Origin of the sequence: Shimia isoporae, assembly GCF_004346865.1 — a bacterium.
GTDB classification, from domain to species: domain Bacteria; phylum Pseudomonadota; class Alphaproteobacteria; order Rhodobacterales; family Rhodobacteraceae; genus Shimia; species Shimia isoporae.
Genome location: NZ_SMGR01000003.1, coordinates 127,390 through 148,925, shown reverse-complemented (window position 1 = coordinate 148,925; position 21,536 = coordinate 127,390). Strand labels below are relative to the sequence as shown.

25 protein-coding genes are annotated in these 21,536 nt (G+C 57.4%); 5 read left to right on the top strand and 20 right to left on the bottom strand.

The features are described from left to right. Position 1: 1 nt before the first annotated feature. From BXY66_RS15040 to BXY66_RS15030, 3 genes are read right to left on the bottom strand one after another with little or no spacing between them, the layout of a single operon-like run. Positions 2-451, bottom strand: coding sequence for a YaiI/YqxD family protein (locus BXY66_RS15040; RefSeq protein ID WP_132861212.1), 450 nt, complete (start codon positions 449-451; stop codon positions 2-4). A gap of 4 nt (positions 452-455) precedes the next feature. After that, on the bottom strand, positions 456-1,289 hold the full coding sequence (fghA, locus tag BXY66_RS15035) for an S-formylglutathione hydrolase (protein ID WP_132861211.1): 834 nt from the start codon (positions 1,287-1,289) through the stop codon (positions 456-458). A gap of 37 nt (positions 1,290-1,326) precedes the next feature. Further along, positions 1,327-2,256, bottom strand: a complete 930-nt coding sequence (locus BXY66_RS15030) for an AEC family transporter (protein WP_132861210.1) — start codon at positions 2,254-2,256, stop codon at positions 1,327-1,329. A 174-nt stretch (positions 2,257-2,430) separates the two neighbouring features. On the opposite strand from BXY66_RS15030, the gene BXY66_RS15025 reads away from it, so the two are divergent. Then, a complete protein-coding gene (locus tag BXY66_RS15025) occupies positions 2,431-3,057 on the top strand; it encodes a TetR/AcrR family transcriptional regulator (RefSeq protein ID WP_132861209.1) in 627 nt (208 codons plus the stop codon). 5 nt (positions 3,058-3,062) lie between these two features. Here BXY66_RS15025 and BXY66_RS15020 read toward each other — a convergent pair whose 3' ends face one another. The 4 genes from BXY66_RS15020 to BXY66_RS15005 all read right to left on the bottom strand — a co-directional run bounded on the left by BXY66_RS15020 (position 3,063) and on the right by BXY66_RS15005 (position 6,442). Further along, complete coding sequence (locus BXY66_RS15020) at positions 3,063-3,971, bottom strand: ornithine cyclodeaminase family protein (protein WP_132861208.1); 909 nt, start codon at positions 3,969-3,971, stop codon at positions 3,063-3,065. Further along, positions 3,968-4,591, bottom strand: a complete 624-nt coding sequence (locus BXY66_RS15015) for an HAD family hydrolase (RefSeq protein ID WP_132861207.1) — start codon at positions 4,589-4,591, stop codon at positions 3,968-3,970. The genes BXY66_RS15020 and BXY66_RS15015 overlap by 4 nt, the downstream gene beginning before the upstream one ends. A gap of 62 nt (positions 4,592-4,653) precedes the next feature. Further along, positions 4,654-5,619 (bottom strand): DMT family transporter, encoded by a 966-nt coding sequence (locus BXY66_RS15010; RefSeq protein ID WP_132861206.1) that lies wholly within the window; start codon positions 5,617-5,619, stop codon positions 4,654-4,656. 79 nt (positions 5,620-5,698) lie between these two features. Continuing rightward, the gene (locus BXY66_RS15005; RefSeq protein WP_132861205.1) at positions 5,699-6,442 is read right to left on the bottom strand and encodes a glycosyltransferase family 32 protein; all 744 of its coding nucleotides are present in this window, start codon (positions 6,440-6,442) and stop codon (positions 5,699-5,701) included. Between the two features lie 195 nt (positions 6,443-6,637). On the opposite strand from BXY66_RS15005, the gene BXY66_RS15000 reads away from it, so the two are divergent. The 4 genes from BXY66_RS15000 (at position 6,638) to ilvD (ending at position 10,233) form a co-directional block, all read left to right on the top strand. Beyond that, on the top strand, positions 6,638-7,423 hold the full coding sequence (locus tag BXY66_RS15000; protein WP_165929202.1) for a helix-turn-helix domain-containing protein: 786 nt from the start codon (positions 6,638-6,640) through the stop codon (positions 7,421-7,423). Between the two features lie 50 nt (positions 7,424-7,473). Next, a complete protein-coding gene (locus BXY66_RS14995; protein ID WP_132861203.1) occupies positions 7,474-7,878 on the top strand; it encodes a VOC family protein in 405 nt (134 codons plus the stop codon). Next, complete coding sequence (locus BXY66_RS14990) at positions 7,871-8,194, top strand: DUF1801 domain-containing protein (RefSeq protein ID WP_132861202.1); 324 nt, start codon at positions 7,871-7,873, stop codon at positions 8,192-8,194. Before BXY66_RS14995 ends, BXY66_RS14990 begins: the two co-directional genes overlap by 8 nt. Positions 8,195-8,379: 185 nt before the next feature. Then, positions 8,380-10,233, top strand: a complete 1,854-nt coding sequence (ilvD, locus tag BXY66_RS14985; RefSeq protein WP_132861201.1) for a dihydroxy-acid dehydratase — start codon at positions 8,380-8,382, stop codon at positions 10,231-10,233. A gap of 76 nt (positions 10,234-10,309) precedes the next feature. Here the strand turns inward: ilvD and BXY66_RS14980 are convergent, their stop codons facing one another. The 13 genes from BXY66_RS14980 to ureE all read right to left on the bottom strand — a co-directional run bounded on the left by BXY66_RS14980 (position 10,310) and on the right by ureE (position 21,534). Continuing rightward, positions 10,310-11,485 (bottom strand): thiolase family protein, encoded by a 1,176-nt coding sequence (locus BXY66_RS14980; protein WP_207911336.1) that lies wholly within the window; start codon positions 11,483-11,485, stop codon positions 10,310-10,312. Continuing rightward, positions 11,460-12,971 (bottom strand): AMP-binding protein, encoded by a 1,512-nt coding sequence (locus BXY66_RS14975; RefSeq protein ID WP_132861200.1) that lies wholly within the window; start codon positions 12,969-12,971, stop codon positions 11,460-11,462. The genes BXY66_RS14980 and BXY66_RS14975 overlap by 26 nt, the downstream gene beginning before the upstream one ends. A gap of 9 nt (positions 12,972-12,980) precedes the next feature. Beyond that, positions 12,981-13,655, bottom strand: a complete 675-nt coding sequence (locus BXY66_RS14970) for a biotin transporter BioY (RefSeq protein WP_341785813.1) — start codon at positions 13,653-13,655, stop codon at positions 12,981-12,983. Continuing rightward, positions 13,624-14,220, bottom strand: a complete 597-nt coding sequence (locus BXY66_RS14965) for an energy-coupling factor transporter transmembrane component T family protein (RefSeq protein ID WP_132861199.1) — start codon at positions 14,218-14,220, stop codon at positions 13,624-13,626. The genes BXY66_RS14970 and BXY66_RS14965 overlap by 32 nt, the downstream gene beginning before the upstream one ends. After that, positions 14,220-14,894: an energy-coupling factor ABC transporter ATP-binding protein gene (locus tag BXY66_RS14960; protein ID WP_132861198.1), complete on the bottom strand. Its 675-nt coding sequence runs from the start codon at positions 14,892-14,894 to the stop codon at positions 14,220-14,222. Before BXY66_RS14960 ends, BXY66_RS14965 begins: the two co-directional genes overlap by 1 nt. A 150-nt stretch (positions 14,895-15,044) precedes the next feature. Then, on the bottom strand, positions 15,045-16,016 hold the full coding sequence (locus BXY66_RS14955) for a TraB/GumN family protein (RefSeq protein WP_165929201.1): 972 nt from the start codon (positions 16,014-16,016) through the stop codon (positions 15,045-15,047). 103 nt (positions 16,017-16,119) lie between these two features. After that, on the bottom strand, positions 16,120-17,547 hold the full coding sequence (locus BXY66_RS14950) for a TRAP transporter large permease (protein ID WP_132861196.1): 1,428 nt from the start codon (positions 17,545-17,547) through the stop codon (positions 16,120-16,122). Continuing rightward, a complete protein-coding gene (locus BXY66_RS14945; RefSeq protein WP_132861195.1) occupies positions 17,540-18,175 on the bottom strand; it encodes a TRAP transporter small permease subunit in 636 nt (211 codons plus the stop codon). The genes BXY66_RS14950 and BXY66_RS14945 overlap by 8 nt, the downstream gene beginning before the upstream one ends. A gap of 77 nt (positions 18,176-18,252) precedes the next feature. Next, on the bottom strand, positions 18,253-19,269 hold the full coding sequence (locus tag BXY66_RS14940; protein ID WP_132861194.1) for a C4-dicarboxylate TRAP transporter substrate-binding protein: 1,017 nt from the start codon (positions 19,267-19,269) through the stop codon (positions 18,253-18,255). Between the two features lie 104 nt (positions 19,270-19,373). Then, positions 19,374-20,003: an urease accessory protein UreG gene (ureG, locus tag BXY66_RS14935; protein ID WP_132861193.1), complete on the bottom strand. Its 630-nt coding sequence runs from the start codon at positions 20,001-20,003 to the stop codon at positions 19,374-19,376. A 1-nt stretch (position 20,004) separates the two neighbouring features. Next, on the bottom strand, positions 20,005-20,415 hold the full coding sequence (locus BXY66_RS14930) for a DUF3995 domain-containing protein (protein WP_132861192.1): 411 nt from the start codon (positions 20,413-20,415) through the stop codon (positions 20,005-20,007). Beyond that, positions 20,412-21,053 (bottom strand): urease accessory protein UreF, encoded by a 642-nt coding sequence (locus tag BXY66_RS14925; RefSeq protein WP_132861551.1) that lies wholly within the window; start codon positions 21,051-21,053, stop codon positions 20,412-20,414. Before BXY66_RS14925 ends, BXY66_RS14930 begins: the two co-directional genes overlap by 4 nt. Then, positions 21,043-21,534, bottom strand: coding sequence for an urease accessory protein UreE (gene ureE / locus BXY66_RS14920; RefSeq protein ID WP_132861191.1), 492 nt, complete (start codon positions 21,532-21,534; stop codon positions 21,043-21,045). Before ureE ends, BXY66_RS14925 begins: the two co-directional genes overlap by 11 nt. Positions 21,535-21,536: the final 2 nt, after the last annotated feature.

Below are 21,536 nucleotides of genomic sequence, written 5' to 3'. Positions count from 1 at the left end.
CCTAGTCTCTTGCAGCCGCGCGAAGTTCGCGTTCAAGCGCGTCGAGGAAGCGGCTGCGGTCAGCTTTGGAGAAGCCCTTGCCGCCGCCCTGCCGAAAAGGATCAGCCGCGCGCAGGTCAGCCATAAGATCGCGTGTGGCCAGTACGTTTCCGATGTTGGCTGCGGTCAGGGCTTCACCGTTGTGCTTGAGAACGCGCGCGCCTGCCTCGACGCATTTCGCTGCCAATGGAATGTCTCCGGTTACGACGACGTCGCCAGTGGTCGCCCGCTCTGCAATCCACATGTCGGCCACGTCAGGGCCTTCGGGGACGATAACGTTTTCCACCAGCGGATTCTGCGATGGGCGCAAGCCGCCGTTTGAGACCACATACATGCGCGCTTTGTGTCGGGTGCCAACCCGCTCTACCTCCGCCTTAACCGGGCAGGCGTCTGCATCAACGTAAATGGCCACTTGATCAGTCCGCGTAGAGAGCTTCTGCGTGGAAGGCAACGTGCTCTTCCATGAAAGTCGACACGAAAAAGTAGCTGTGATCGTAGCCTTTCTGCAGTCGCAATGTGGCTTCCTGTCGGCGTTCGGCAACTGCTGCGGCGAGGGCTTCCGGTTTCAGGAGGTCGATGAACTGATCGTCGGTGCCGGTGTCGACCAACAGGGGGCCATCGAAACCTTTTTCGCGCATCATCACCGTTGCGTCATGTGCCGCCCAAGTGGTTTCATCGGCACCCAGATAAGCGCCGAGTTGTTTGCGGCCCCAATCAGATGCCGTCGGATTGGTGATCGGCGCGAAGGCGGATACAGATTTAAAGCGACCGGACAGACCCATTGCCAGGGTCAGTGCGCCATGACCGCCCATCGAATGGCCCATTATGGATTGCCGGCTCATGTCCAAGGGGAACTCTTCCTGAAGCATGGAAGGCAGGTCTTCGGCAATGTAGTCCCACATTTGAAAATGCGGTGCCCATGGCTTTTGGGTTGCGTTCACGTAAAAGCCGGCGCCCTTTCCGAGGTCGTAAGCGTCGTCATCGGCCACGTCATCCCCACGCGGAGACGTGTCCGGAAAGACCAGTGCAATACCCTGCTCGGAAGCCCATTGTTGCGCGCCGGCTTTGACCATTGCGTTTTCATGAGTGCAGGTCAGCCCGGAGAGGTACCAGAGAACCGGAACAGGCGTGTGCTGGGCTTCTTCGGGGAGAAACAGGCCAAAAGTCATTTCGCAGTGGGTCGAATGCGATTGATGCATATAGACGCCCTGCGTGCCGCCGAAGGCACGGTTTTCCGAGATGATTTGCATGTTAGTCTCCCTGACCGAATGGCTTGTGGCCACGATGTCAGAGTTGCATGACCCATGCAATCACAGCCGAGACTGTTCCGATGCTGAAAGCGGTGGAAAACAGGATCGCGGCAGAAACACGATGCGGCGCAACACCGTAGTGCTGAGCCAGCATGTAGACGTTGCCTGCCACGGGCAAGGAGGATGCAGCGATAACCACGGCGGCGGAATAGGGATCGATAGGGAAAAGCCAAAGCACTGCAACCGCGACTGCAATCGGGTGCAGGACCAGTTTACAGAAGCTAAGCCACATCGCGACGCTTACACGCTCGGCGGATTTGGTCGCCAGCGATGCACCAATCGCAAAGAGCGCTCCGGGCGTTGCGGCACCGCCAAGAATGGCGAGAAATTCGTTCATGGGGGCCGGTATCGGAATTTCCAGCGCAGACCATATGAAGCCAAGCGAAATGGCGACGATCATCGGATTGCGGATCAAGCCGCCGGCAACAGTCCGGAGAATTCCAAGGCTCATGCGCCCGTCCCGGCTGCCGGTGATCAAAATGACGATCAGACTTGAAAAGACAATCAGGTCCACTGCGAGAAGCTGCATCACAGGCCCGATCGCGGCTGGTCCCATCAAAAGGGTCAACATCGGAACACCCAGGAATCCCGTGTTGCCGATCACGGCACATTGGGCCTCCACTGCGGTGGTGGCGATGTCTTGCTTTCGCAGGTAGGCGACGATTGTGGCGATGCCGTAGACCACAGCACAGCCCCAGAGGTAGCCGCCCATCAGACGCCAGTTCAGAACCTCGGAAAGGCTGAGGTTTGCCGCGAAGCGGAACAGCATTGCCGAAAGTGCGAAGTAGAAAACAAACTTTGTCAGATAGGCCGTGGCCTCGGCCGAAAAAAACCGCGTACGTCCGGCCCAATATCCGAGCCCGATTATCGCAAAAAACGGCAATGTCTTTAAAAAGATCGGCAGCATGTGAGCATGCCTATCACGGGAGGCGGCGGGGGCAAACGCCAACGTTTGGGTTTTGGGCGGCGGGGACGTCTTGCGATGGCGGACCAGTGCCGGAAAGCTTCGGCCCTTGATGAAACTGAACCGAGCAGTTTATATTTGGGTAATGCGATGTATGCCAAGGCAGTACCCAGGTTCATGAACGATCAATCCCCGATCATCCGCAAAGGGCGGAAATACGATCAAGTGCTGGAGAGCGCGCGGGATCTATTTATGGCGCACGGGTTCGAAAGCATTGGGGTAGATGACATTGCGCGTCGCGCTGGGGTCTCGAAGGCCACGCTTTACAGCTACTTTCCGGACAAGCGAATTCTGTTCATGGAAGTGGCACGTGTTGAATGTGAACGACAGGCCGAAACACTTGAGGCCGCAGTTGATGTTGAACAGCCGGTCGCCGAGGTTCTCGGGGTGGTCGGGCGCGGTCTTTTGCAGATCGTACTAAGCGAGTTTGGACGCAACATGTTCCGCGTTTGCGTGGCGGAAGGGGAACGTTTCCCTGAGTTGGGCCAGCAGTTTTTCGAGACGGGGCCCAAAATCCTGATCGAGCGAATGTGCGAGTTTCTCGAGATTGCAGAAGCGCGCGGCGAAGTTGTGGTCGAGGATCGAGAGCTGGCAGCAGATCAGTTTCCAGAGTTGTGCAAAGCCGGACTCTTTTTGCGGCTGGTGACCGGTGTGCAGACCGAATTTACGCAGGAAGAAATCGACCGGGTCGTGGATGGCGCCGTCGAAATGTTCATGGCGCGCTACGGCGTGACATCCGACTGACGCGATCAGCCTTTGAACCGATCCAAAATGTAGCGACTGGTCATCAAGTCCAGATGCGCGCCGCCGCCGTTTTTGAACAGCGTGATTTCATCATCTGTTTTACGGACAAAAGCCTTCAGGTCGTAGTAGTCCGCAATGACGTCGCCGCGCGCAATGGCTCCGCTGGCGATGGGTATCTTGAGTTCCCCGATGTGATCAAGCGTCGTATCGAAGCTGTCGACGAAGATGCGCGCGCGTTTCAGGGCTGTGTCATCGGTTTCACGCATGTCAGGTCGATAGGCGCCGATCAGGTCAACGTGTTGTCCGGGTTGCAGCCACTCGCCGCGCAGGGTCGGCTCGGTGGACATTGTGGCGGACGTCACAATATCGGCTTCGCCAACGGCCTGTTCCAAATTGGTTGCCACAGAGAGACCGTCCAGTTCGCTTGCCATTTTTTCGGCGTTCGCTTGCGTGCGGTTCCAGACGGTGAAACGGGCGTCGGGAAAGGCAGCCGAGTAGGCTGCATGCAGGTTTCGGCCAACGGTGCCTGCGCCAACAATCAGGATTTTTGAGCTGTTCGGCCGTGCCAGTCGGCGCGCAGCGAGAAGGCTGTCGCCCGCGGTCTTCCACTTGGTTACAAGATGAAAATCAAGAAGAGCTGCAAGAACGCCATGGGCGTCGTCGAAGAGTGTCACGGCCCCGTGGATCATCGGAATGTTTTGGGCAGGATTTTCGGGGAAGACGGTTGCGGATTTAACGGCGATGCCAAGCCCGTCGATCCATGCCTGCCGCTGCAACAACGTGTCCTTGCCGCGATAAAGAAAACTGTCGGAAATTTCGGCCTTGGGAAGGCTGTGGCCTGCGGCGATGGCGTCGGTGAGACCGAGCCAGTCGAGGTTTTTCTCTCCATCGGCGAAGGGGATGATCGTTGTCATTTGGCTTCCTCTACGCTGAGCAATCCTTCGGCAACCAGCCGGTCGGCCCAGGCTTGTGGTTCCTTGAACAGATGGGTTTGCCATCCACGGGCGGCGGCCGCGTCGATGTTCTCCGGGCGGTCGTCGGCAAACAGAAGCGCTTCCGGCCGGATGCCGCTGTCTTTTTCAACGTGCGCATAAATTGCAGGATCAGGTTTGATCATTTTCAGGCGACCGGAGACATACTCACGATCAAACCGTTTCAGAAACGGATAGACAGCCTGCGACAGCGGAAAATTGTCGTGGCCGAAATTAGTGAGTGTAAAGAGGGTCGTACCCTTGTCAGCGAGCGCGTTCAGCAAGCGCACAGTGTGGGGAATCGCAGGGGCGGCGAGGTCATTCCAGTTATCGTTCCACATCCGCAATTCAGGTTCGTATTCAGGATAGCGCGGGATCAGGCTTTCGATCATGCCGGGCAGGGAAGCGCCTGCATCGATTTGGGCATGATGGGTGTGAATATTTGTGTCCGCAAAAAACGCTTTGCGGCGAGCCTTTCCGACGGTGCGGTCATAGAAGTTTTCGGGTTGCCATTCGATAAGCACATTGCCGATGTCGAAAACGACGGCCTGAATTTCAGTCATGGTCTGCCCTTGCGCGCGTTGGTCAGGGCGACCCTAAGCGGGTCGGGCTCGGGTGAAAAGAGTTAACGACGCGCGCGCGGTCTGTCCGGTCCTGTGTCGCTGTTGGACCGTGCTTCGCGCCAGAAGACAAACAAGCCGGAGCCGATGATCAGAACCATGCCAATCCAAGTTGTGAGAGTTGGCCACTCTCCGAAAATCACCACCCCGAACGCTACACCCATAGGCATCGCCACGTATTCCAGCGGTGCAATCAGGGAAGCCTCCGACAAGCGATATGCTTGAGAGATGAAGAAGCCGCCCATTGCTGAGGCGACGCCAAGTAGAGCCAAAATCCAATAGTCGCTCGCGGCAGGCCAATGCCAGGCGCGCAGAAGAAAGTCGAAAATCTCGTGGCCGGAGCCTGCGAATTGGCCGTGGCCGAGTGTGAGGCCGACAAAGCTCGAAACGACTACAAAGACGATCTGGATGTAGACTGACATTGTGGCAGCGCTTTCGGTATTGCCGATTTTACGCGTCAAGACATGCAGCATTGCGTAAGCAAAAGCTGCCGAAAACGGAAATAGTAGAGCGACGTTGAAATCACCGGCACCGGGTCGGATCATGACAAGCACGCCAATGAGGCCGGCCACCACGGCGATCATTCTGCGCGGGCCGATTTTTTCTCCGAGCAGGAGAGCGGAAAACGCGGTGATCAGAAGCGGCGAGACGAAAAATACCGCCATCGCATCAGCCAGTGGAAGTACTGCGAGGCCGAGAAAGAATGTGGTGTTGGCAGCGACCACGCAAAGTCCACGCAACAGATGCATGCCCAACCGTTTGGTTCGCAGTACCTGCAGGCCGCCCTGAAACGGGACAATCACGAGCAGAAGAATGGTGAGGCCGATTACCGAGCGAAACAGGACAATAAGGTGCAGCGCATAATCGCCGGACAGAAACTTGATAGCTGCGTCGTTCAGAGAAAAGAAAAATACAGCGATCAGCGCGGACAAAGGCCCAAGGGGAATGCGATTTGAGATGTGGCTGAACATGTGTTCACTGGGGCGCGATTTTCCCCGAGTCGTCTAGTGGGAAAACGACATGAGGCGAAGAAATTTTCGAAACCGGACGCTAGTACCAGTGACGTGAAAGCCTGCGCCATGCGTGCAGAATGGTGAGGGTCTTCCAGCTTCCCATGCCAAAGTGTTTGACTTCACGCCTGTGAAAAGACGGACGGTCAACGAAGCGGACACCGTCAATCACGATTGCGCGCTCCTTGCGCAGATGCCGAACGATATCGGGGGCAGAGTGGCCACGGTCTTCCAGCCAGTCATAGATCACATCGGTGAACACACCGGGGCCGGTTTTCTTGATTGTCCACTCCGGATGGTCTTCGACAAAAAACGGGTCACCGGCGTTGATTTCTATTCGACGAGCAGTCTCCGCGAGAATGGGGTGCCCCGGAGCAAATGCAAAGGTCCAGTTGGAAAAGGCAACGATGTTGTCTTTCCACCATAGATCCAGGTTGTAGGCGCCGCCGGATTTCACGTGGCCCCCGGGTTTCCAGTCGGGAAACCTGTTCAGGTAATCGCCATCAATGCCGATGACCGCCTCGTCGCTGCTGTCGATCCAGTCCGATATCGGTTTTCGGCAGACTGTGTCGGCGTCGGTATAGAGCCCGCCATGGTGGAGAATGATGAGAACTCGCCAAAGATCGGAGCGTTCGATGACGTTCAGCGCATCGTATGTGGCGAGAAATTCCGGGAAAATGTCACATACAAATGTGCGACAGTCGTCGTCATCGGAGAAGGCGACGTGCCAGTCGGGGTTCTGTTTCTGCCACGAGAGCACCCAACGCCGCATGGGGCGATCCATTTTTGTGATGTCCTTGGTCTTCCATGTCTGGAAGATGGAACGTGGTATGGCAGGTTGCGTTGAAATGAGTGTGGTCCCGATGGCTATTCGGTGACACAGTAGGGGGGTGGTTCAGTTCGGACAAGTGTTTGAAGAGGCTCATATTTGACTGGACCGCAGCGTCATTTTCGAATGCCTTCGAGTGAGGACAGCAGAGTGCCGACTGGATATTTTGAGGCCGTCGCGCCGCGAAGTGATCGCGGAAATGCGGAGGCCGTTTGGTCCTATCACGCCACAACGTCCGGGAGTTCCGTGATCTTGCCTGACGGGCGGTGCGACGTGATTGTGCGGTACCGAAACGAAGAATCTCGTTCGATTACTCCGGTTGTTACGGGACCGGCGACTGAACCCTATGAGATAGAGTTCGACGAAGGGGATTCATGGGTTGGCGTGCGGCTGCGCCCTGAGCAGGGTGCAAACTTGTGGGGCAGAAAAATCGTCGACGCACGAGAAGCGGTGTTGATGAATGATGAAGCCTTGGAAATGGTGCCGGACTTGGCGGATATTCTTCTTGCTCAACCTGAAGAAACGCAATTGCGAACGGTTTTGGAGGCTGCAACCGCTGGCTTTCTGGAGCGGCCCGTTAACCAGCGCGTTTCGGCTGCCTTGCAGCGCGTTCACGAAACCGGCGGGCAGGTTCGGGTCGAGGCGCTTGCCAGGGAAGTTGGTGTCAGTGTTCGGCACCTCAGCAGGTTGTTCCTCGGGTCGGTCGGTCTGAGTGCTCAGACCTACGTCGGTGTTGTCAGGTTCCATCGAGCGTTATGGTTGACCATGCGAGGGGGACTTTCCCTGAGTGCGGCCGCGATTGATGCAGGATATGCGGATCAGGCACATCTGACACGCGCGGTGAGGCGGTTTGCAGGCAAGGCACCGGGGACGTTACCGGATGACCTAATCCTGCCAGATGTGTCCGGTGTCGGTTTCTTGGGTGACTCGATCTGAATGTCCGAATTGTTCAAGAACCGGCTGCGTTAGCCGCTTAGTTTGTCGACATGAAACTTGGATATACGATCATTTATGTCGCGGATGTACCGGCCACGGTTGCATTCTATGAAACCGCATTTGGACTGAAGCAGCGCTTCATGCACGAGAGCCGTCTCTACGCCGAAATGGACACGGGTGTGACGATCCTGTCGTTCTCAGCGGAAGAGGCCGTTGAGTTGGGTGAGGTTACGTTTTCGCGAAATCGGCGGGAAGCACGCCCCGCTGGCTGGGAGGTTTGTTTTGTCACTGAAGATGTGAAGTCGGCATTCGACCGCGCTGTATCTCATGGCTGCGTTGCGGTGAAGGAACCGCATGAAATGCCTTGGGGACAAGAGCTTTCCTACGTGCGAGATCTGAACGGATGTCTGGTCGAAATTGCAACGCCCATGCCGGCTAAGACCAGCGATGGATAAGAGTACGCAGGCCGAAGTTGTAGATGCGCTGGAGGCCATGATCGCTGAGGTCGCACCGGATCTGTTTGCGCGGGCGATGTATGGCGGCATAATTCTAGAACGGGAGCCAGGCATAGCGGCAACTTCAGTGGGCGGGTATTTCACCTACCGCGCGCATGTGTCCTTCGAGTTTTCTCAGGGCGCCCAACTGCATGATCCGGGGAAGCACCTGGAGGGCAAAGGTAAAGCGCGGCGGCACATCAAGTTGCGTACACTTTGTGATGTTTCCCGCAAGGAAGTGGCCGGATTTTTGGCGCAAGCCGTCGCGTTGGGCTGATTCTCGAAAGAGAGCAATTGCGCGGTGGCGGCCTTGGGCGATTGATCTGCAAGGAAATCGCGGCCATTTGAGCAACAAAATTTCCAGACTCTCTTGCAAATTCCCCATATGAGTGGCACCCGTTCGGACCAGACATGAATGGGGCGCCGCATGGGGCGCCTTCGCCATCCGCAGGAGAGCAAAAGATGCCCGATCTTCGTTCCAAGACCTCGACCTTTGGCCGTCGTATGGCCGCCGCGCGTGCGCTATGGCGTGCGACGGGTATGAAAACCGAGGACTTTGGCAAGCCGATTGTGGCGGTGGTCAACTCGTTCACCGAGTTTGTTCCCGGTCACGTGCACCTGAAAGACATGGGCCAACTGGTGGCACGGGAGATTGAAAAAGCCGGTGGTGTTGCCAAAGAGATGAACACGATAGCGGTGGATGACGGCATCGCGATGGGGCACGACGGGATGCTTTATTCGCTACCGTCCCGCGAAGTGATCGCCGACTCTGTGGAGTATATGGCGAACGCGCATTGTGCCGACGCGCTGGTGTGCATCTCCAACTGTGACAAGATCACTCCCGGAATGCTGATGGCGGCGATGCGTCTGAATATTCCGGCTGTATTTGTGTCCGGCGGCCCGATGGAAGCAGGCAAAGTGATCCTGAAAGATGGCGAGCACAAAGCCGATCTTGTGACCGCAATCGTGGGCGCCACTGACGAAGACCGCAGCATGGAAGAGGTCGACAAGCTGGAACGTTCGGCCTGTCCGACGTGTGGTTCGTGCTCTGGGATGTTTACCGCGAACTCAATGAACTGTTTGGCCGAGGCTCTCGGACTGGCGTTGCCGGGCAACGGATCTTTGTTGGCCACTCACTCCAAGCGACGTGGTCTGTTTGAGGAAGCGGGCCACAAGATCATCGAACTTTGTGAACGCTGGTACAAGGACGGTGACGAAACCGCCTTGCCGCGTGGTATCGCCAACTTCAAGGCGTTTGAAAACGCCATGGCGCTGGACATTGCGATGGGCGGTTCGACCAACACGGTATTGCACTTGCTGGCTATTGCGCACGAAGGCGGCGTGGATTTCACCATGGCGGACATGGACCGAATGAGCCGTCAAATACCTCATTTGTGCAAAGTGGCTCCGTCTACACCCAAGTATCATATGGAAGATGTTCACCGTGCCGGGGGTATTGCCCGGATCATGGGCGAACTGGATCGTGAAGGAAAAATCCACCGTGATTGCGCTACTGTACACGAAAAAACAGTCGGCGAGTTCATCGACAAATGGGATGTTCGGCGTGAGAGCGCAGGCAACGAGGCGCGTGACCTTTTCATCGCGGCTCCGGGCGGCGTACGCACCACGCAGGCGTTCAGCCAGTCGCGTATGTATACCGAGCTTGACCTCGATATCGAGGACGGCTGCGTCCGCGACTTTGAAAACGCCTACTCCGAAGAGGGCGGACTGTGCGTTTTGTTCGGCAATATTGCGGAGCAGGGCTGTATCCTGAAGACAGCAGGCGTAATCAAGGAAATGTACGAATTCGAGGGCACTGCAAAGGTGTTCGAGAGCATGGAAGACGCGATGCACGGAATTCTACAGAACGAAGTGCAGCCTTACTCTGTGGTGGTGATCCGCTATGAAGGACCGAAGGGCGGGCCTGGCATGCAGGAAATGCTCTACCCGACGGCCTATCTGAAATCCAAGAAGCTCGACACGACCTGTGCGCTTTTGACTGATGGTCGTTTCTCTGGCGGCACCGCTGGGCTGTCCATTGGTCACGCGTCACCGGAAGCGGCTGAGAAAGGCGTGATTGGCCTTGTTGAAGATGGTGACAAGATCAAGATTTCGGTGCCCAACCGCACCATCCATCTGGATGTGAGCGAAGAGGTCCTGGCGGAACGTCGCGCCAACCACCCGCAGGCCGACAAGAAGGTTTGGAAAGCGGAGGGACGGCCGCGCGCTGTGTCCAAAGCGCTGAAAGTCTATGCTCAGCATGTCTCGAACGCCTCGCTGGGCGCGGTGCGGATGCTGGATGAAGACGACGATTGAGGCGTAGCAAACAAAACGCTTTTGCACGGGACCGCTTGGCGGTCCCGTTTGCGTTCAAGGGAGGCGCGGCGGTGCGCTAGAGCGCAGTCGGTGCAAAAGTCGCCGTGATACCCTGACCGCCACCGATACCGATCATTGCCATTGCGAGCGAGTTTTCTGGCGCAGGTCGGCGCACCAGTTGGGAAAACAGGCGGGTCACGAGAATGGCGCCGGATGCGCCAAACGGATGGCCAAGAGCGATGGCTCCCCCTTCGAGGTTTGGCAGTTCCTCGGATATGCCTAGCGCATCAAGTGAGGCGAGGACTTGAGAAGCGAATGCTTCATTGAATTCCAGATGTGACACGTCAGCGATATCCAAAGCGGAATCGCGCTTCAGGAGTTTGCGGGTGCTTGCAACAGGCCCGATGCCAAGCAAGTTCGGGTCAACACCAGCCGCGGCTGCATCAAGGAAGGCCAGACCAACCTTGTGACCCAGCGCACGGGCATTGGCTGCGGAGGTCACGACCAGAGCACAGGCACCGTCGTTCAAAGGACAGGCGTTGCCGACCGTCACGGTCCCGTCCTTGTCAAACGCGGGGCGTAGTCGAGCCAAACGGTCTGCGGTCATGTCAGGGCGCACACACTCATCAATGCTTTGACCCGCAATGGGTACGATTTCGTCACTAAATGCGCCGTTGGATCGGGCTTTTGTCGCACGTTTTTGGGAGCGCAGGGCGAAGGCATCCTGACGGGCGCGCGAGATGCCATATTGCGCCGCCACAGTGTCTGCCGCCTCTCCCATCTCCGGATCCCCCAGAGTTTCCGGGCTAAACCGCGCTCTTGCGTAGCTGTGTTCCTGCAGCACTCCGGAGGCGGGCAGGGTGCGAAGAGGCGCGCGGCTTTGACTTTCGACACCGCCTGTGAGGACGCAATCCGCGGATCCCGTTGCAACGCGTAGGCAGGCTTGCCAAACGGCTTCGAGGCCTGAACCACACTGGCGGTCGACGGTGATCGCAGGCAGGCTCATGGGTAATCCCGCGTGTAGAGCGGAAAGCCTTGCGATGTTGCCACCAGGACCAGCGGCATTGCCAAGGATCACTTCGTCGATCTCTGCAGGGTGAATACCTGAATCCGCGATGGCGGCTTGCATGACGGGTGCGGCAAGGTCCTCGACGTCGAGATTTGCGAACATGCCCCGCGCGCGGCCAATGGCACTGCGCCTGGCAGAGATGATGACGGGTTGGCGATCAGGTGGCAGGGTGAAGCGGGACAAGGCGCACGTCCTTTTCTTCAAGCCAATTCAGAAGCATCGTCCGATCGGGTTTGCCGGAGCTGGTAAGCGGCCAGTCGGCGAGGCGGAAGAAGCGACGCGGCAGTTTGTAGCGCGGCAAACGGATTGCAAGTTGGCTGCGGATCTCCTCAAGAGGGACATCGCCCTGAAGGAGGGCTACGAGTTCCTGCCCGCGTGAATGGTGAGTGCGTCCGAGAACGAGTGCACCCGTGATACCGGGGATTTCAGTAAGGGCGCTTTCGATTTCCTGAGGGTAGACGTTGTGCCCTGCGGTGATAACCATCCCGCCCTCGCGTCCAAGCAGTGTCAGCGAACCGTCGTAGTTCAGTTTGCCGAGGTCTCCGACCGTGGCCCAAGGACCTTCGCGACGGAAGCCGGAATTTCGTCCACCCCAGAGGTAGCCTTCAATTGCCAGATCGCCTCGTACAAAAATGGTGCCGGGGTTTCCTTGAGCGACCTCAGCGCCGTTCTCGCGAATGGAAAGTTCAACATGCGGGAAGGGGCGACCAACTGAGTTGGCAGGCGCAGAGGAACTGCTGCGGCCGTGCGTGTTGAGGCTGACAAAGCCAAGTTCCGAGGCGCCGTAGTATTCGTGGATGCGTGCGCGCGGGAAGAAATCGCGGGCCTTTGTCAGCAGGGACGGATCGAGTTTGGCGCCGGCCGTCGTGATTTCGACGACCTGTTCTTGAGACGCGCCGTGACAAAGCGCGGATAGAAGGGACGGCACGGCGACGATGCGGCGTGTGGTTTCCATTGCGCGGTGCGCGTCGGCGAGGTCGAAGCGCTCAATGGTATGAAACGCTGCCCCGAGTTCCAGAGTTTCAGCCAGTGCATAAAGCGATATGCCGTGGGCAAGCGGCCCCGGAGAAAATGTGTGGCTTTGCTCGGTGAGCGCAAATGCAAGACGGGAGGCATCAAGTGACGCGCGCCAGCTGTGACGCGCGCGGGCAAACGCTTTGGGCTCTGATGTCGTGCCGGAAGTGAAACCCACCATGAATGTATCACGCGGATTGGTCAGTGGCAGATCGGCTGGCGCAGCAAGAAAGGTCTCGAACGCATCGGTGTCGACTGTGATCGCGGGGATCGAGAGGCGTTCGGCGGCTTCGATCAGAGCGGTCTGTGTCGAGAGGCAGAAGACGACGTCGGGCGGCAGCTTTGCAAGCATCCGTTGTTGCAGGGCTGCAGGCCATTGCGGGTCGAGCAGCATGACCGCGTGAGGGGTCGCCAATGCGGCGGGTAACAGCGTTGCCGCGGCCGAGTGATTGCCTGTTGAAACCGCAAAAAGCCGGGCATTGGAGGGCAGCGATAGCTCGCCGCGATGCCGATGCGGTAGAGACACAAGCGCACCGTGCAAGCGCCGCAGTTTCTGGAAAAGCGTGGCGTAGTCCAGAGCCTTGCCGGAAATGGAGACCGCCAGCGCATCGGGGCGCTGGCGGGCATGATGTTCTATTGCGTGGCGTAGCGGCAAGCGCGTCCTCTAGAGGTTGGGGTAGGCGCGGCGCAGACCGCGGGCGATCACCGTCGCCAGAACCACCTTTACCAGATCGCCGGGGACATATGCCACCATGATCCCAAGTGCTTTGTTGAGACCCAGGTTGCCGACAAAGGCCATCCACGGAATGCCAATCGTGTACATTACGAGGATGCCGCCAAAGGCAATCAGACCACCCGTTACCCAGATGTTGGCGTCAGCATTCTTGTGCACCAAATAGCCAATGATGAAGGCGCAGACGGGCCATGCCAAAAGGAAGCCACCGGAGGTGCCCAGCAAAACGCCAAAGCCGCCGCGACCGCCTGCAAGCAGAGGCAGGCCAACTGCAACCAGCACAATGAACAAAAGAAGCGCGAGGCCGCCCCGTTTTGCGCCGAGTACTGCGCCTGCCAGCATGACGCCGAGCGACTGAGCGGTGATCGGAGGCAGGCCAAGACCGGCAAAGGAGATTGGTGGCATGAGCCCGAGAGCTGCGGTCAACGCTGCAAAAAGCGCGATGTAGACGATGTCTTTGGTGTTCATAAGTGTGTCCCCAGTTCTTAGTTCCGTTTCCGCATCAGCGGAGTTCGGCGTCGCGTAGAAAACGCGTGAGGCGGGAACAAGTTCGATCAGCGCTAACGGTGCCGGATTAGGAACGATATCCTCGAGATTCGATGGCATCCGAAATTTCGTCCGCCATCTTGATGGCGCGGATCGCGACCGGCATGGCAACTGCAATGACAGAGCGTTCCAGACCGCGCACTTTCTGCGCTTCACGCACTTCGGCGGTGATGCGCCCCAAGACCGGTATGAAGCGGAGGGCGAGCGAAATTGCCAAGCTAATTTTTTCGGGGTTCAAGCCGAGGGGTTTCAGAAATACGAGGGCGCGTGTCAGGCTGTCGATCATGTCGCTGGAGCGCGTGGTCAACGTAACGAGGCTGGCCAGGAGGATAAGCGCAGCAAGGCGCAAGACCACATAGACAGCAAGTTCGATGCCGGAGAAATACCATTGTACAGCAAAGAACAAAGCAAAGATCCAGAACAAGGGGCGAATCTGGTTGAGTGCGGTCTTCAATGGAATTCGGGCGACTGCGTAAAGACTTAGGATAAAGGCTATAGCGACAGCCGTTATCAGCAAGCTTCCCTGAAGAAAAAGCGCCGTGGCGCCAATGGCGAGCGCGGCCATTTTCGGCCCCGGGGTCATCCGGTGCAGGATCGACGTGCCAGGGGTGTAAAGGTCCAGCATCAGGCCATGAGCTCCTGATAGAATGGGATCGCCTTGCTGGGTGCGTCGTCGCAGACCACGCGGCCTTCATCGATGACTATAACCCGGTCATAATCAGCGATCTGGTCGAGATCGTGGGTGACGTGAATCAGGGTCTGGTCCAGCGCGTTGAGAGCGCGCGTGACACGGCGTTTGTTGCGCAGGTCCAGCAAGGTTGTGGGCTCATCCAGCACCACATAGGCGGGGTTCATGACAAGAACACCTGAGATCGCCAAAAGCTGCTTCTGTCCACCAGACAAGAGGTGTGCGGGATGTTCGCGCAGGTGTTCCATGTCGTAGCGTTTCAAAATTTCAGTCGTGCGCGAGGCGATTGTCGCTTTGTCCAAGCCGAGATTCTTCATGCCAAAGGCGAGGTCTTCTTCGACCACGGGAAAGACGATCTGGTTGTCAGGGTTCTGAAAAACAAAGCCGACGCGGGCGCGGACATCCTTGCCGTTCTTGCGCGTGTCATGCCCGTCGACGGACACGGTGCCAGCCGAGGGTACCGCCAGCCCGTTGAGCAAGCGCGCGAATGAAGACTTGCCGGACCCGTTGGCTCCGATCACCGCGATGCGATGCTCTGATAGCAAGAGCGATATATCGTGCAGCACAGGGTGTTCGCCAAAGGAGAGGCTGACATTCTTGAGTTCGATCATGGGTGTCCCTGAAAACTGTCGGGGCCGGCGGTTTGGGGGCTAATAACGCAAATGGTGCGCCGGTTGAAGGCGTTGGATGATCGCCACCCGGTATTTTCCGGAGCTGACCGAACCCGCAATGGCCATGCTTTCAAAGTGCCGGCGCGGTTGTCAGCGATCCACCATGGTCAGGGTGTAGCCCTTTTTGTGCAACAGGTTCAAAATGCCATACTCCCCCGGCAGATGTGCCGCGCCAACTGCGACCATGATGCGTTTTTCCTTGCGTGCAAGGATGCGCGGCATCCAATTTTTGTTACGTTCATCAAGGATGTATTTGTCGTGGCTGCGTTGCAGTCGCGCAACCTCCTTGCGGCTCACGTTGAGATCGCGAAACATGAAGGCTTCCATTATCAATAGGCCTTCTACCAATGCGTCTGCGAAATAGGCATTGCGCAGCGTTGTGGACATATCCGCGATAGCCGCTTTGCTTTGCATGTTCAGTTCAAGCCAACGCACCTGGTTCCGAATAGGTTCCGCCGCAATTGTTCTCCGGCTTTCCTCAACAGTTTCGAGACCCATTGTCGGCACTCTGTTGGAGGCGGCAACTCTCTCAAGACGGGCATCCAGACCCTTGGTCCGGTTCCAAGCAAACGGGTCGCAATCGCCGTTGATGACCTCGCCTGAGATGAACCAAGGTTGAATGCGATCAAGTTGTTTGGGCGACATATTATATAGCTGCATGCGGAAGCTCAGGTCTTCCCAGAGGTCTTTGCGCATAAGCTGGCTCATGCCAGGGCCGCTGGTGCGGAAGAGGGCGCGACCGTCTTCCCGCATGGCTTCCCATTGAGGTTGAATGTCCTGGATGCGGATTTCCAGCATCAGAAGGTCTGCGTTCTTCAGGAACTTGGTCGCATCGGCGACGACCTTTCGGTGACGACCGTCCCCTGCGTGGTGGGTGCCGACGACATGGATCACCTGATCGCCTTTACGGGCTTCCCAAATGATGCCTTTGGAAAACGGAACACGCGCTGCTTGTTGAGCAAATTTTGCGCGATCAGCTTTGCTGATCGATTTGCGCAGGTCCTTGCCCTTGCAATAGGCCGAGGCAGTATCTGGAAGTGTTGCTAGAAGCGAAAAAGCCATGAAGGCCGCGAGCAGTCGGGGTAGTGCAGATTTTGTCTTCATGCACACACCAATAGACACACGCGACGCGTGCCTCAACTGTGACCTTCATGACCTTGGGTTGTCATGCCAAGGATGGCAGCCAGAGCACAATCGAGGGGAACGCCACAAGCAGAGCGATGGTGATGGCATCCGCGATAAAGAACGGTGTCACACCTTTGAAAACGTCCTGCACGGTCAAATCATCGCGTACACCGGCCACTACAAAGCAGTTCAGCCCGATTGGTGGTGTAATCAGACAGAACTCGGCCATTTTGACCACCAGAATGCCAAACCAGATTGCACACATGGTGCCGCTCATCCCGAAAGTGCTTTCTGCAGCCGTTACAGCCTCACCGCCGTTCAGGGCCATCACGGCCGGATAGACAACCGGCAATGTCAGCAGGAGCATTCCGATGGCGTCCATGAACATGCCCAGGACCGCATAGGCCAAAAGGATGCAGATCAGAATCAGCCAAGGCGACATTTGCAGCGACGTGATCCAGTCCGAAAACGCACCGGGCAGATCGGCAAACCCAAGGAAGCGCACGTAGATCAAGACCCCCCAGATAATGGTAAAGATCATCACTGTGAGTTTGGCCGTGTCCAGAAGCGCGATCTTTAGTTCTTTCCAACGCATCCCCTGATACAGCGCCATCAAGAAAACGATAAATGCGCCCACCGCTCCGCCTTCAGTCGGGGTACCCCAAGCGTCCCCGAAAGGATTGTAGACAAAGAAGATGATGATCACGACGACAGCCACAATAGGCAAGGCTGGCGGCAGGGAAGCGAAGCGCTCGCGCCATGTGAACCCCGTGACCGGCGGTCCGACAGTTTTGAAAATAACGGCAATTCCCACGATCATCGCGCCGTAAATCACGGCGGAAAATGCGCCCGGTATGAAGCCAGCCAATAGCAGCTTACCGACGTCTTGCTCCACGATGATTGCGTAAATCACAAGGATCGCACTGGGCGGGATCAGTGAGGCAAGAGTGCCGCCTGCGGCCACAACGCCTGCCGCGAACTGCTTGTTGTAACCGGATTTCAACATCTCCGGAATCGCGATACGGGCAAAGACGGCAGCAGTTGCCACCGATGCGCCCGACACTGCGGCGAAACCGGCGGTGGCGAAAACTGTAGACACGGCAAGGCCACCGGGGACCCAGGCTATCCAGCGTTTGGCGGCCTCAAACAGGGCTGTGGTGAGTTTGGCGTGGTAGGCGAGATAGCCGATCAGAATGAAAGTCGGAATGAGGCTGAGGGCCTGTGACGAGACTTTGGAGTGCGGCACCGAACCTGCGATGGCGATGGATTTCCCAAGCGCCCCATCCCAAATTTCACGCCGCTCGTTCCAGTAGAGGAGTTTGTCAGGCGCGTAACCGAATTTGGCCCAGAAAATCCAGACAAGACCGATGAAACCTGCCAATGCCGCCGCGAAGGCAACGCGCATGCCAAGCACCACGAGTACGAGCATACCACCGGTCACCCAGAGGCCGATTGTGATGTTATCCATTGGGCGTCCCTCCGAGGTGATCAACCTCAGCGCGGGCCTGTTCCTCGATGGTTTGAACAAGTGGCACGGCTACGGGCGCGGGCAGATTTAGGAAGAAGGCGCGGCCGTATCCAATGACCTGAATGGCAAGGCGAAGGCACATTACAAAAAATGCGACCGGCACAATCAATTTCGACGGCCAGATCGGGATGCCAATGTCGATGGAGCTGTCGCGCGAGCAGAGTGGACGGGCGCAATCAAAGGACCGTTCGAAATGGGCCCAACTGCCCATTGTGAGGGCGATCATCAACAGCAAAATCAGGACCACCGAAAGCAACTCTGCACCCCAAAGGGCTCGGCCTTTTAGCTGCCCGATGACCATGTCCATTCGGATATGGCTGCCGTCTCGCTGCACAAAGGCGATGCCCATAACTGCGATCAGCGGCATGAGCGTTTCGATGTAATCCACGTAGCCCGACAGGGGAGAAGCAAAAAATTTCCGACCGCCAACCGAATAAGCGGCGAGGAACATGAGGCTGAAGACCGCGAGACCGCTGAGCAGGGCAAAGAAGGTTTCCAGTTTAAGCAGATGACGGTCCAGCCGCGAAAGCAGGCTGTCGTCTTCAAGCACGGCGGCGCTGTTGGCCATGTGCATTCCCCCATGTCATTTTTCGTATGTGAAAACGGCCCCGCGCGAGGTCGGGGCCGTTTCGGAGTTCGGAGCGTTTAGTTGGACGCGCGATGATCCTCGAGGGTTTTTACAACCAGATCATAGAGTTCCTGACCCGGCAGTCCTTGGCCTTCCATGTCTGCGATCCATGCCGCACGGATCGGATCGGCTGCCTTTGCACGAAACTCGGCAATCACCGAGTCCTCGATCATGACTTTTTCAACGCCTTTTTCGGCGAGAACGCCGTCCCACTTCTCCAGAAGGGTGCCGTAGTTTGCAACGTAGTGCGCCAGAGCTTCGTCAACGGAGCTGTCGAGAGCTGCGCGATGGTCATCGGACAGCGCGTCATACGCGTCGATGTTGACAACAACCGGGCAGTTCACGGTGCCGGGGTTGAGGTTGGCGGTCCACCAGTCGGCCTGATTGATTGTGCCAAACGACAGGTGCGCGTGCTGGGCAAAGGCCACGGTGTCAACAACGCCGCTTTCCATCGCTTGATAAGCTTCGGTCGCAGTCACAGAGGTCGGAACCCCACCAACCGCTTCGAAAGCTTTGCCGAGGCCGCCGGTTGCACGAACGCGCATACCGTCGAATTCCGCAAGCGTGTCACGGGGCTCGCCAGTGCCGACGAGATTGTACTGCGGCATCGGTGACGTCATCAGCAGCATGGCGTTCCACTGTTCCATTTCCTCGGTGGCTGCGGGGTGCGCATAGACCGCTTTGGAGACGGCCACTTCTTCGGCAAGGTTGGACACACCAAGGAAAGGCAGTTCGAGAACGGTGATCACACGGTTCTTGTCGCGGTGATAGCCAGCGCAGAACTGAGCCATTTCAAATGCGCCGATCGAGATGCCGTCAAGGTTTTCGCGGTTCTTTGACAAGCCGCCGTACGAGATATTCAGCGTAAACTCGCCGCCGGTTTTTTCGCTCACCAGTTCAGCAAGCTTTTCAACATGCTCGGTGAAAGCGCGGCGCTTGCCCCAAAGAGATACGTTCCATTCGGTGGCCATTGCTTCGGTGGCGAAGGCCAAAGTGAGTGCAGCCGCAGCGGTGCGGCCTAAAAATTTCTTCATGATATCCTCCCATTGAACGGCTTTGGCGCCGTTTCACAGAGGGAGCCTAACCCAGCGGAAAGCCGCTGGGTAGTAAGAATTTGGTCGTATGCGCGTGGCGTCGTTTAGCTTGCCATGAGTTCCGGAACACCGCCGATTTCGCCGATCAGAGGAAGAATGGCGTCCAATCCCTTGCCACTGCGAAGGCTGGCAAAAACGAACGGACGCGTTCCACGCATTTTGTTGGCGTCACGCTCCATCACCTCGAGACTTGCCCCCACATAGGGGGCGAGGTCGGTTTTGTTGATGATCAGAATGTCGGAACGGGTGATAGCAGGGCCGCCTTTGCGTGGTATCTCCTCCCCAGCGGCAGTGTCGATCACGTAGATAGTCAAGTCTGCCAGTTCGGGACTGAAAGTGGCAGACAGATTGTCGCCACCGCTTTCAATCAGGATGATGTCCAGATCAGGTATTTCCTTATTGAGCTCGTCGATTGCGGCAAGGTTGATCGAGGCGTCTTCGCGAATGGCTGTGTGGGGGCAGCCTCCGGTTTCGACGCCCTTTATGCGTTCAAGTGGCAAGACCTGTTGACGCATCAGCTCTTCGGCATCTTCACGAGTGTAGATATCGTTGGTTACGACGGCCACGGACAGCTTGTCGCGTAGCGCTCGGCACAGGTTGGCCGTCAACGTGGTTTTTCCAGCGCCGACGGGACCGCCGATGCCGATGCGGAGAGGGCCATTGGGTGAAGACATATCAGGTTCCTTGAAGTCGTAAGATTAGGAAAGCTACGCCCATTGCGAGGATCAGCGGGCTAAAGAACCGGCGGTCAAGCGATGCGAAAGGCTCTTCGCAGAAGTGCTTCCGCCAGAATGGCGTGTAAGCGATCAGGCCGCGCAGCAGAAAGACGGCCGCTGCGCCACTCATCATTAGGCTTTGCAATGGAAAAGCTGGAACATGAGGCAGGATGGCGGCAAACAACAGAGCCATCGCGACAACCGCGCATGGAATCGCTGGGGGCATGCGGGTAATGCCTTTGGCACCGACCGTCGCGCGGGCCAATGCCGTTTCATCCTTGATAGGAAACCAAAAGCCGATTGCCCATAAGAGGTGCAGGGCAGCCGGTATCAAGAGCGCCCCTGAAAGTAGCGTCGCGATCACGGTCATGAGCGGAAAAGCCTCGAATACTGCGTTTCATGGTTCATAGAAGCAATGTCGGAAGCAAATGTGGTTGAGGCAATGTCGTCAATTGTTTCGGTAATCGCGGTGGCAGCAATGTCTTTGCAAAGCTGAGTTGACCGTAAGAGCGCAGCCTGTGCCTCGGTCTGTCCAAGCGGAACGAGCCGCGTCGCAGCAGATGTCAGGTTGGCGGCAAAGGCGTGCAGGAACAATCGGGCCGTTTCTTCCAACGGAAGGTTTTGTAAGCGCGCAGCATGCCCGACCGCGACAGGGTATGTCAGCGCCGGCAAGTCAATATTGTGAATGGCCGCGACAGTTCGGGAGAAAGCGCTGCCCTGCTGTCCCGTTTCAAGGAGGCGTTCGGAACTCGGAGCGAGTGCGCGAGCGAGGTCGTCGATCTCCTGCAGTTCAGCGGTGTCCGCCCTAAAGGCAGCAGCAAGCAGGATCACATCGCTTCGGCCAGCGCCGTGGCGAAGCGTGTCAGTCAGCCATTCGAAGAAGGTTGCCGCATTCGTCACAGTGCCGGTTGCGACGAGATGTTCCAATCCGTGGCTGTAGGTGAATGCGCCCACCGGAAAGGCCGGCGAAAGCCATTGAGTAAGCGTCAGAACCGGATCAGTGGTCATGATCGTGGCTGTGGTCATGGGCGTGTGGGTGGCTGTGGTCATGGCCGTGTGTGCGACCGTGGCCATAGGCACCACCCTCGGGCGTAAATGGCTCTGTTACATCGGTAACAGTGGCGCCGAGCAGTGCAAGCAATTCCCGGATCACGTGGTCTGGTTGAATGAGCAAACGATCTGACTCAATTTGGCACGGTGTGTGGCGGTTGCCGATATGCCAGGCGATACGTGTTAGATCGTCCGCGGTGATCGCCATCAACTCTTCAGGAGCTGCTGAAACGGTGATCTCCGCTCCATCGGTCATCACCAAAACCCCACCGTGATCGAGTGAGGTTGTCTTCGGTAAATCAACAAGGATGCGGCTGCCGTCTTCGAGCTGCAAGGTTTTGCGGCGAAGAAATCGGTCTTCGTACGTCAAGGCCACACGCCCCGATGACGGGGCGTGCGCGTGGCTGTGATAGGAGCGGGCGGTTGGCAGTGCAGTCATGC

Excerpts from the sequence above, each read along its gene's own strand:
- fghA (WP_132861211.1), bottom strand. The coding sequence starts at position 1,289 with ATGCAAATCATCTCGGAAAACCGTGCCTTCGGCGGCACGCAGGGCGTC.
- BXY66_RS15030 (WP_132861210.1), bottom strand. The coding sequence starts at position 2,256 with ATGCTGCCGATCTTTTTAAAGACATTGCCGTTTTTTGCGATAATCGGG.
- BXY66_RS15025 (WP_132861209.1), top strand. The coding sequence starts at position 2,431 with ATGAACGATCAATCCCCGATCATCCGCAAAGGGCGGAAATACGATCAA.
- BXY66_RS15020 (WP_132861208.1), bottom strand. The coding sequence starts at position 3,971 with ATGACAACGATCATCCCCTTCGCCGATGGAGAGAAAAACCTCGACTGG.
- BXY66_RS15015 (WP_132861207.1), bottom strand. The coding sequence starts at position 4,591 with ATGACTGAAATTCAGGCCGTCGTTTTCGACATCGGCAATGTGCTTATC.
- BXY66_RS15010 (WP_132861206.1), bottom strand. The coding sequence starts at position 5,619 with ATGTTCAGCCACATCTCAAATCGCATTCCCCTTGGGCCTTTGTCCGCG.
- BXY66_RS15005 (WP_132861205.1), bottom strand. The coding sequence starts at position 6,442 with ATGGATCGCCCCATGCGGCGTTGGGTGCTCTCGTGGCAGAAACAGAAC.
- BXY66_RS14995 (WP_132861203.1), top strand. The coding sequence starts at position 7,474 with ATGAAACTTGGATATACGATCATTTATGTCGCGGATGTACCGGCCACG.
- BXY66_RS14990 (WP_132861202.1), top strand. The coding sequence starts at position 7,871 with ATGGATAAGAGTACGCAGGCCGAAGTTGTAGATGCGCTGGAGGCCATG.
- ilvD (WP_132861201.1), top strand. The coding sequence starts at position 8,380 with ATGCCCGATCTTCGTTCCAAGACCTCGACCTTTGGCCGTCGTATGGCC.
- BXY66_RS14970 (WP_341785813.1), bottom strand. The coding sequence starts at position 13,655 with ATGCCATCGAATCTCGAGGATATCGTTCCTAATCCGGCACCGTTAGCG.
- BXY66_RS14965 (WP_132861199.1), bottom strand. The coding sequence starts at position 14,220 with ATGCTGGACCTTTACACCCCTGGCACGTCGATCCTGCACCGGATGACC.
- BXY66_RS14960 (WP_132861198.1), bottom strand. The coding sequence starts at position 14,894 with ATGATCGAACTCAAGAATGTCAGCCTCTCCTTTGGCGAACACCCTGTG.
- BXY66_RS14955 (WP_165929201.1), bottom strand. The coding sequence starts at position 16,016 with ATGGCTTTTTCGCTTCTAGCAACACTTCCAGATACTGCCTCGGCCTAT.
- BXY66_RS14950 (WP_132861196.1), bottom strand. The coding sequence starts at position 17,547 with ATGGATAACATCACAATCGGCCTCTGGGTGACCGGTGGTATGCTCGTA.
- BXY66_RS14945 (WP_132861195.1), bottom strand. The coding sequence starts at position 18,175 with ATGGCCAACAGCGCCGCCGTGCTTGAAGACGACAGCCTGCTTTCGCGG.
- BXY66_RS14940 (WP_132861194.1), bottom strand. The coding sequence starts at position 19,269 with ATGAAGAAATTTTTAGGCCGCACCGCTGCGGCTGCACTCACTTTGGCC.
- ureG (WP_132861193.1), bottom strand. The coding sequence starts at position 20,003 with ATGTCTTCACCCAATGGCCCTCTCCGCATCGGCATCGGCGGTCCCGTC.
- BXY66_RS14930 (WP_132861192.1), bottom strand. The coding sequence starts at position 20,415 with ATGACCGTGATCGCGACGCTACTTTCAGGGGCGCTCTTGATACCGGCT.
- BXY66_RS14925 (WP_132861551.1), bottom strand. The coding sequence starts at position 21,053 with ATGACCACTGATCCGGTTCTGACGCTTACTCAATGGCTTTCGCCGGCC.
- ureE (WP_132861191.1), bottom strand. The coding sequence starts at position 21,534 with ATGACTGCACTGCCAACCGCCCGCTCCTATCACAGCCACGCGCACGCC.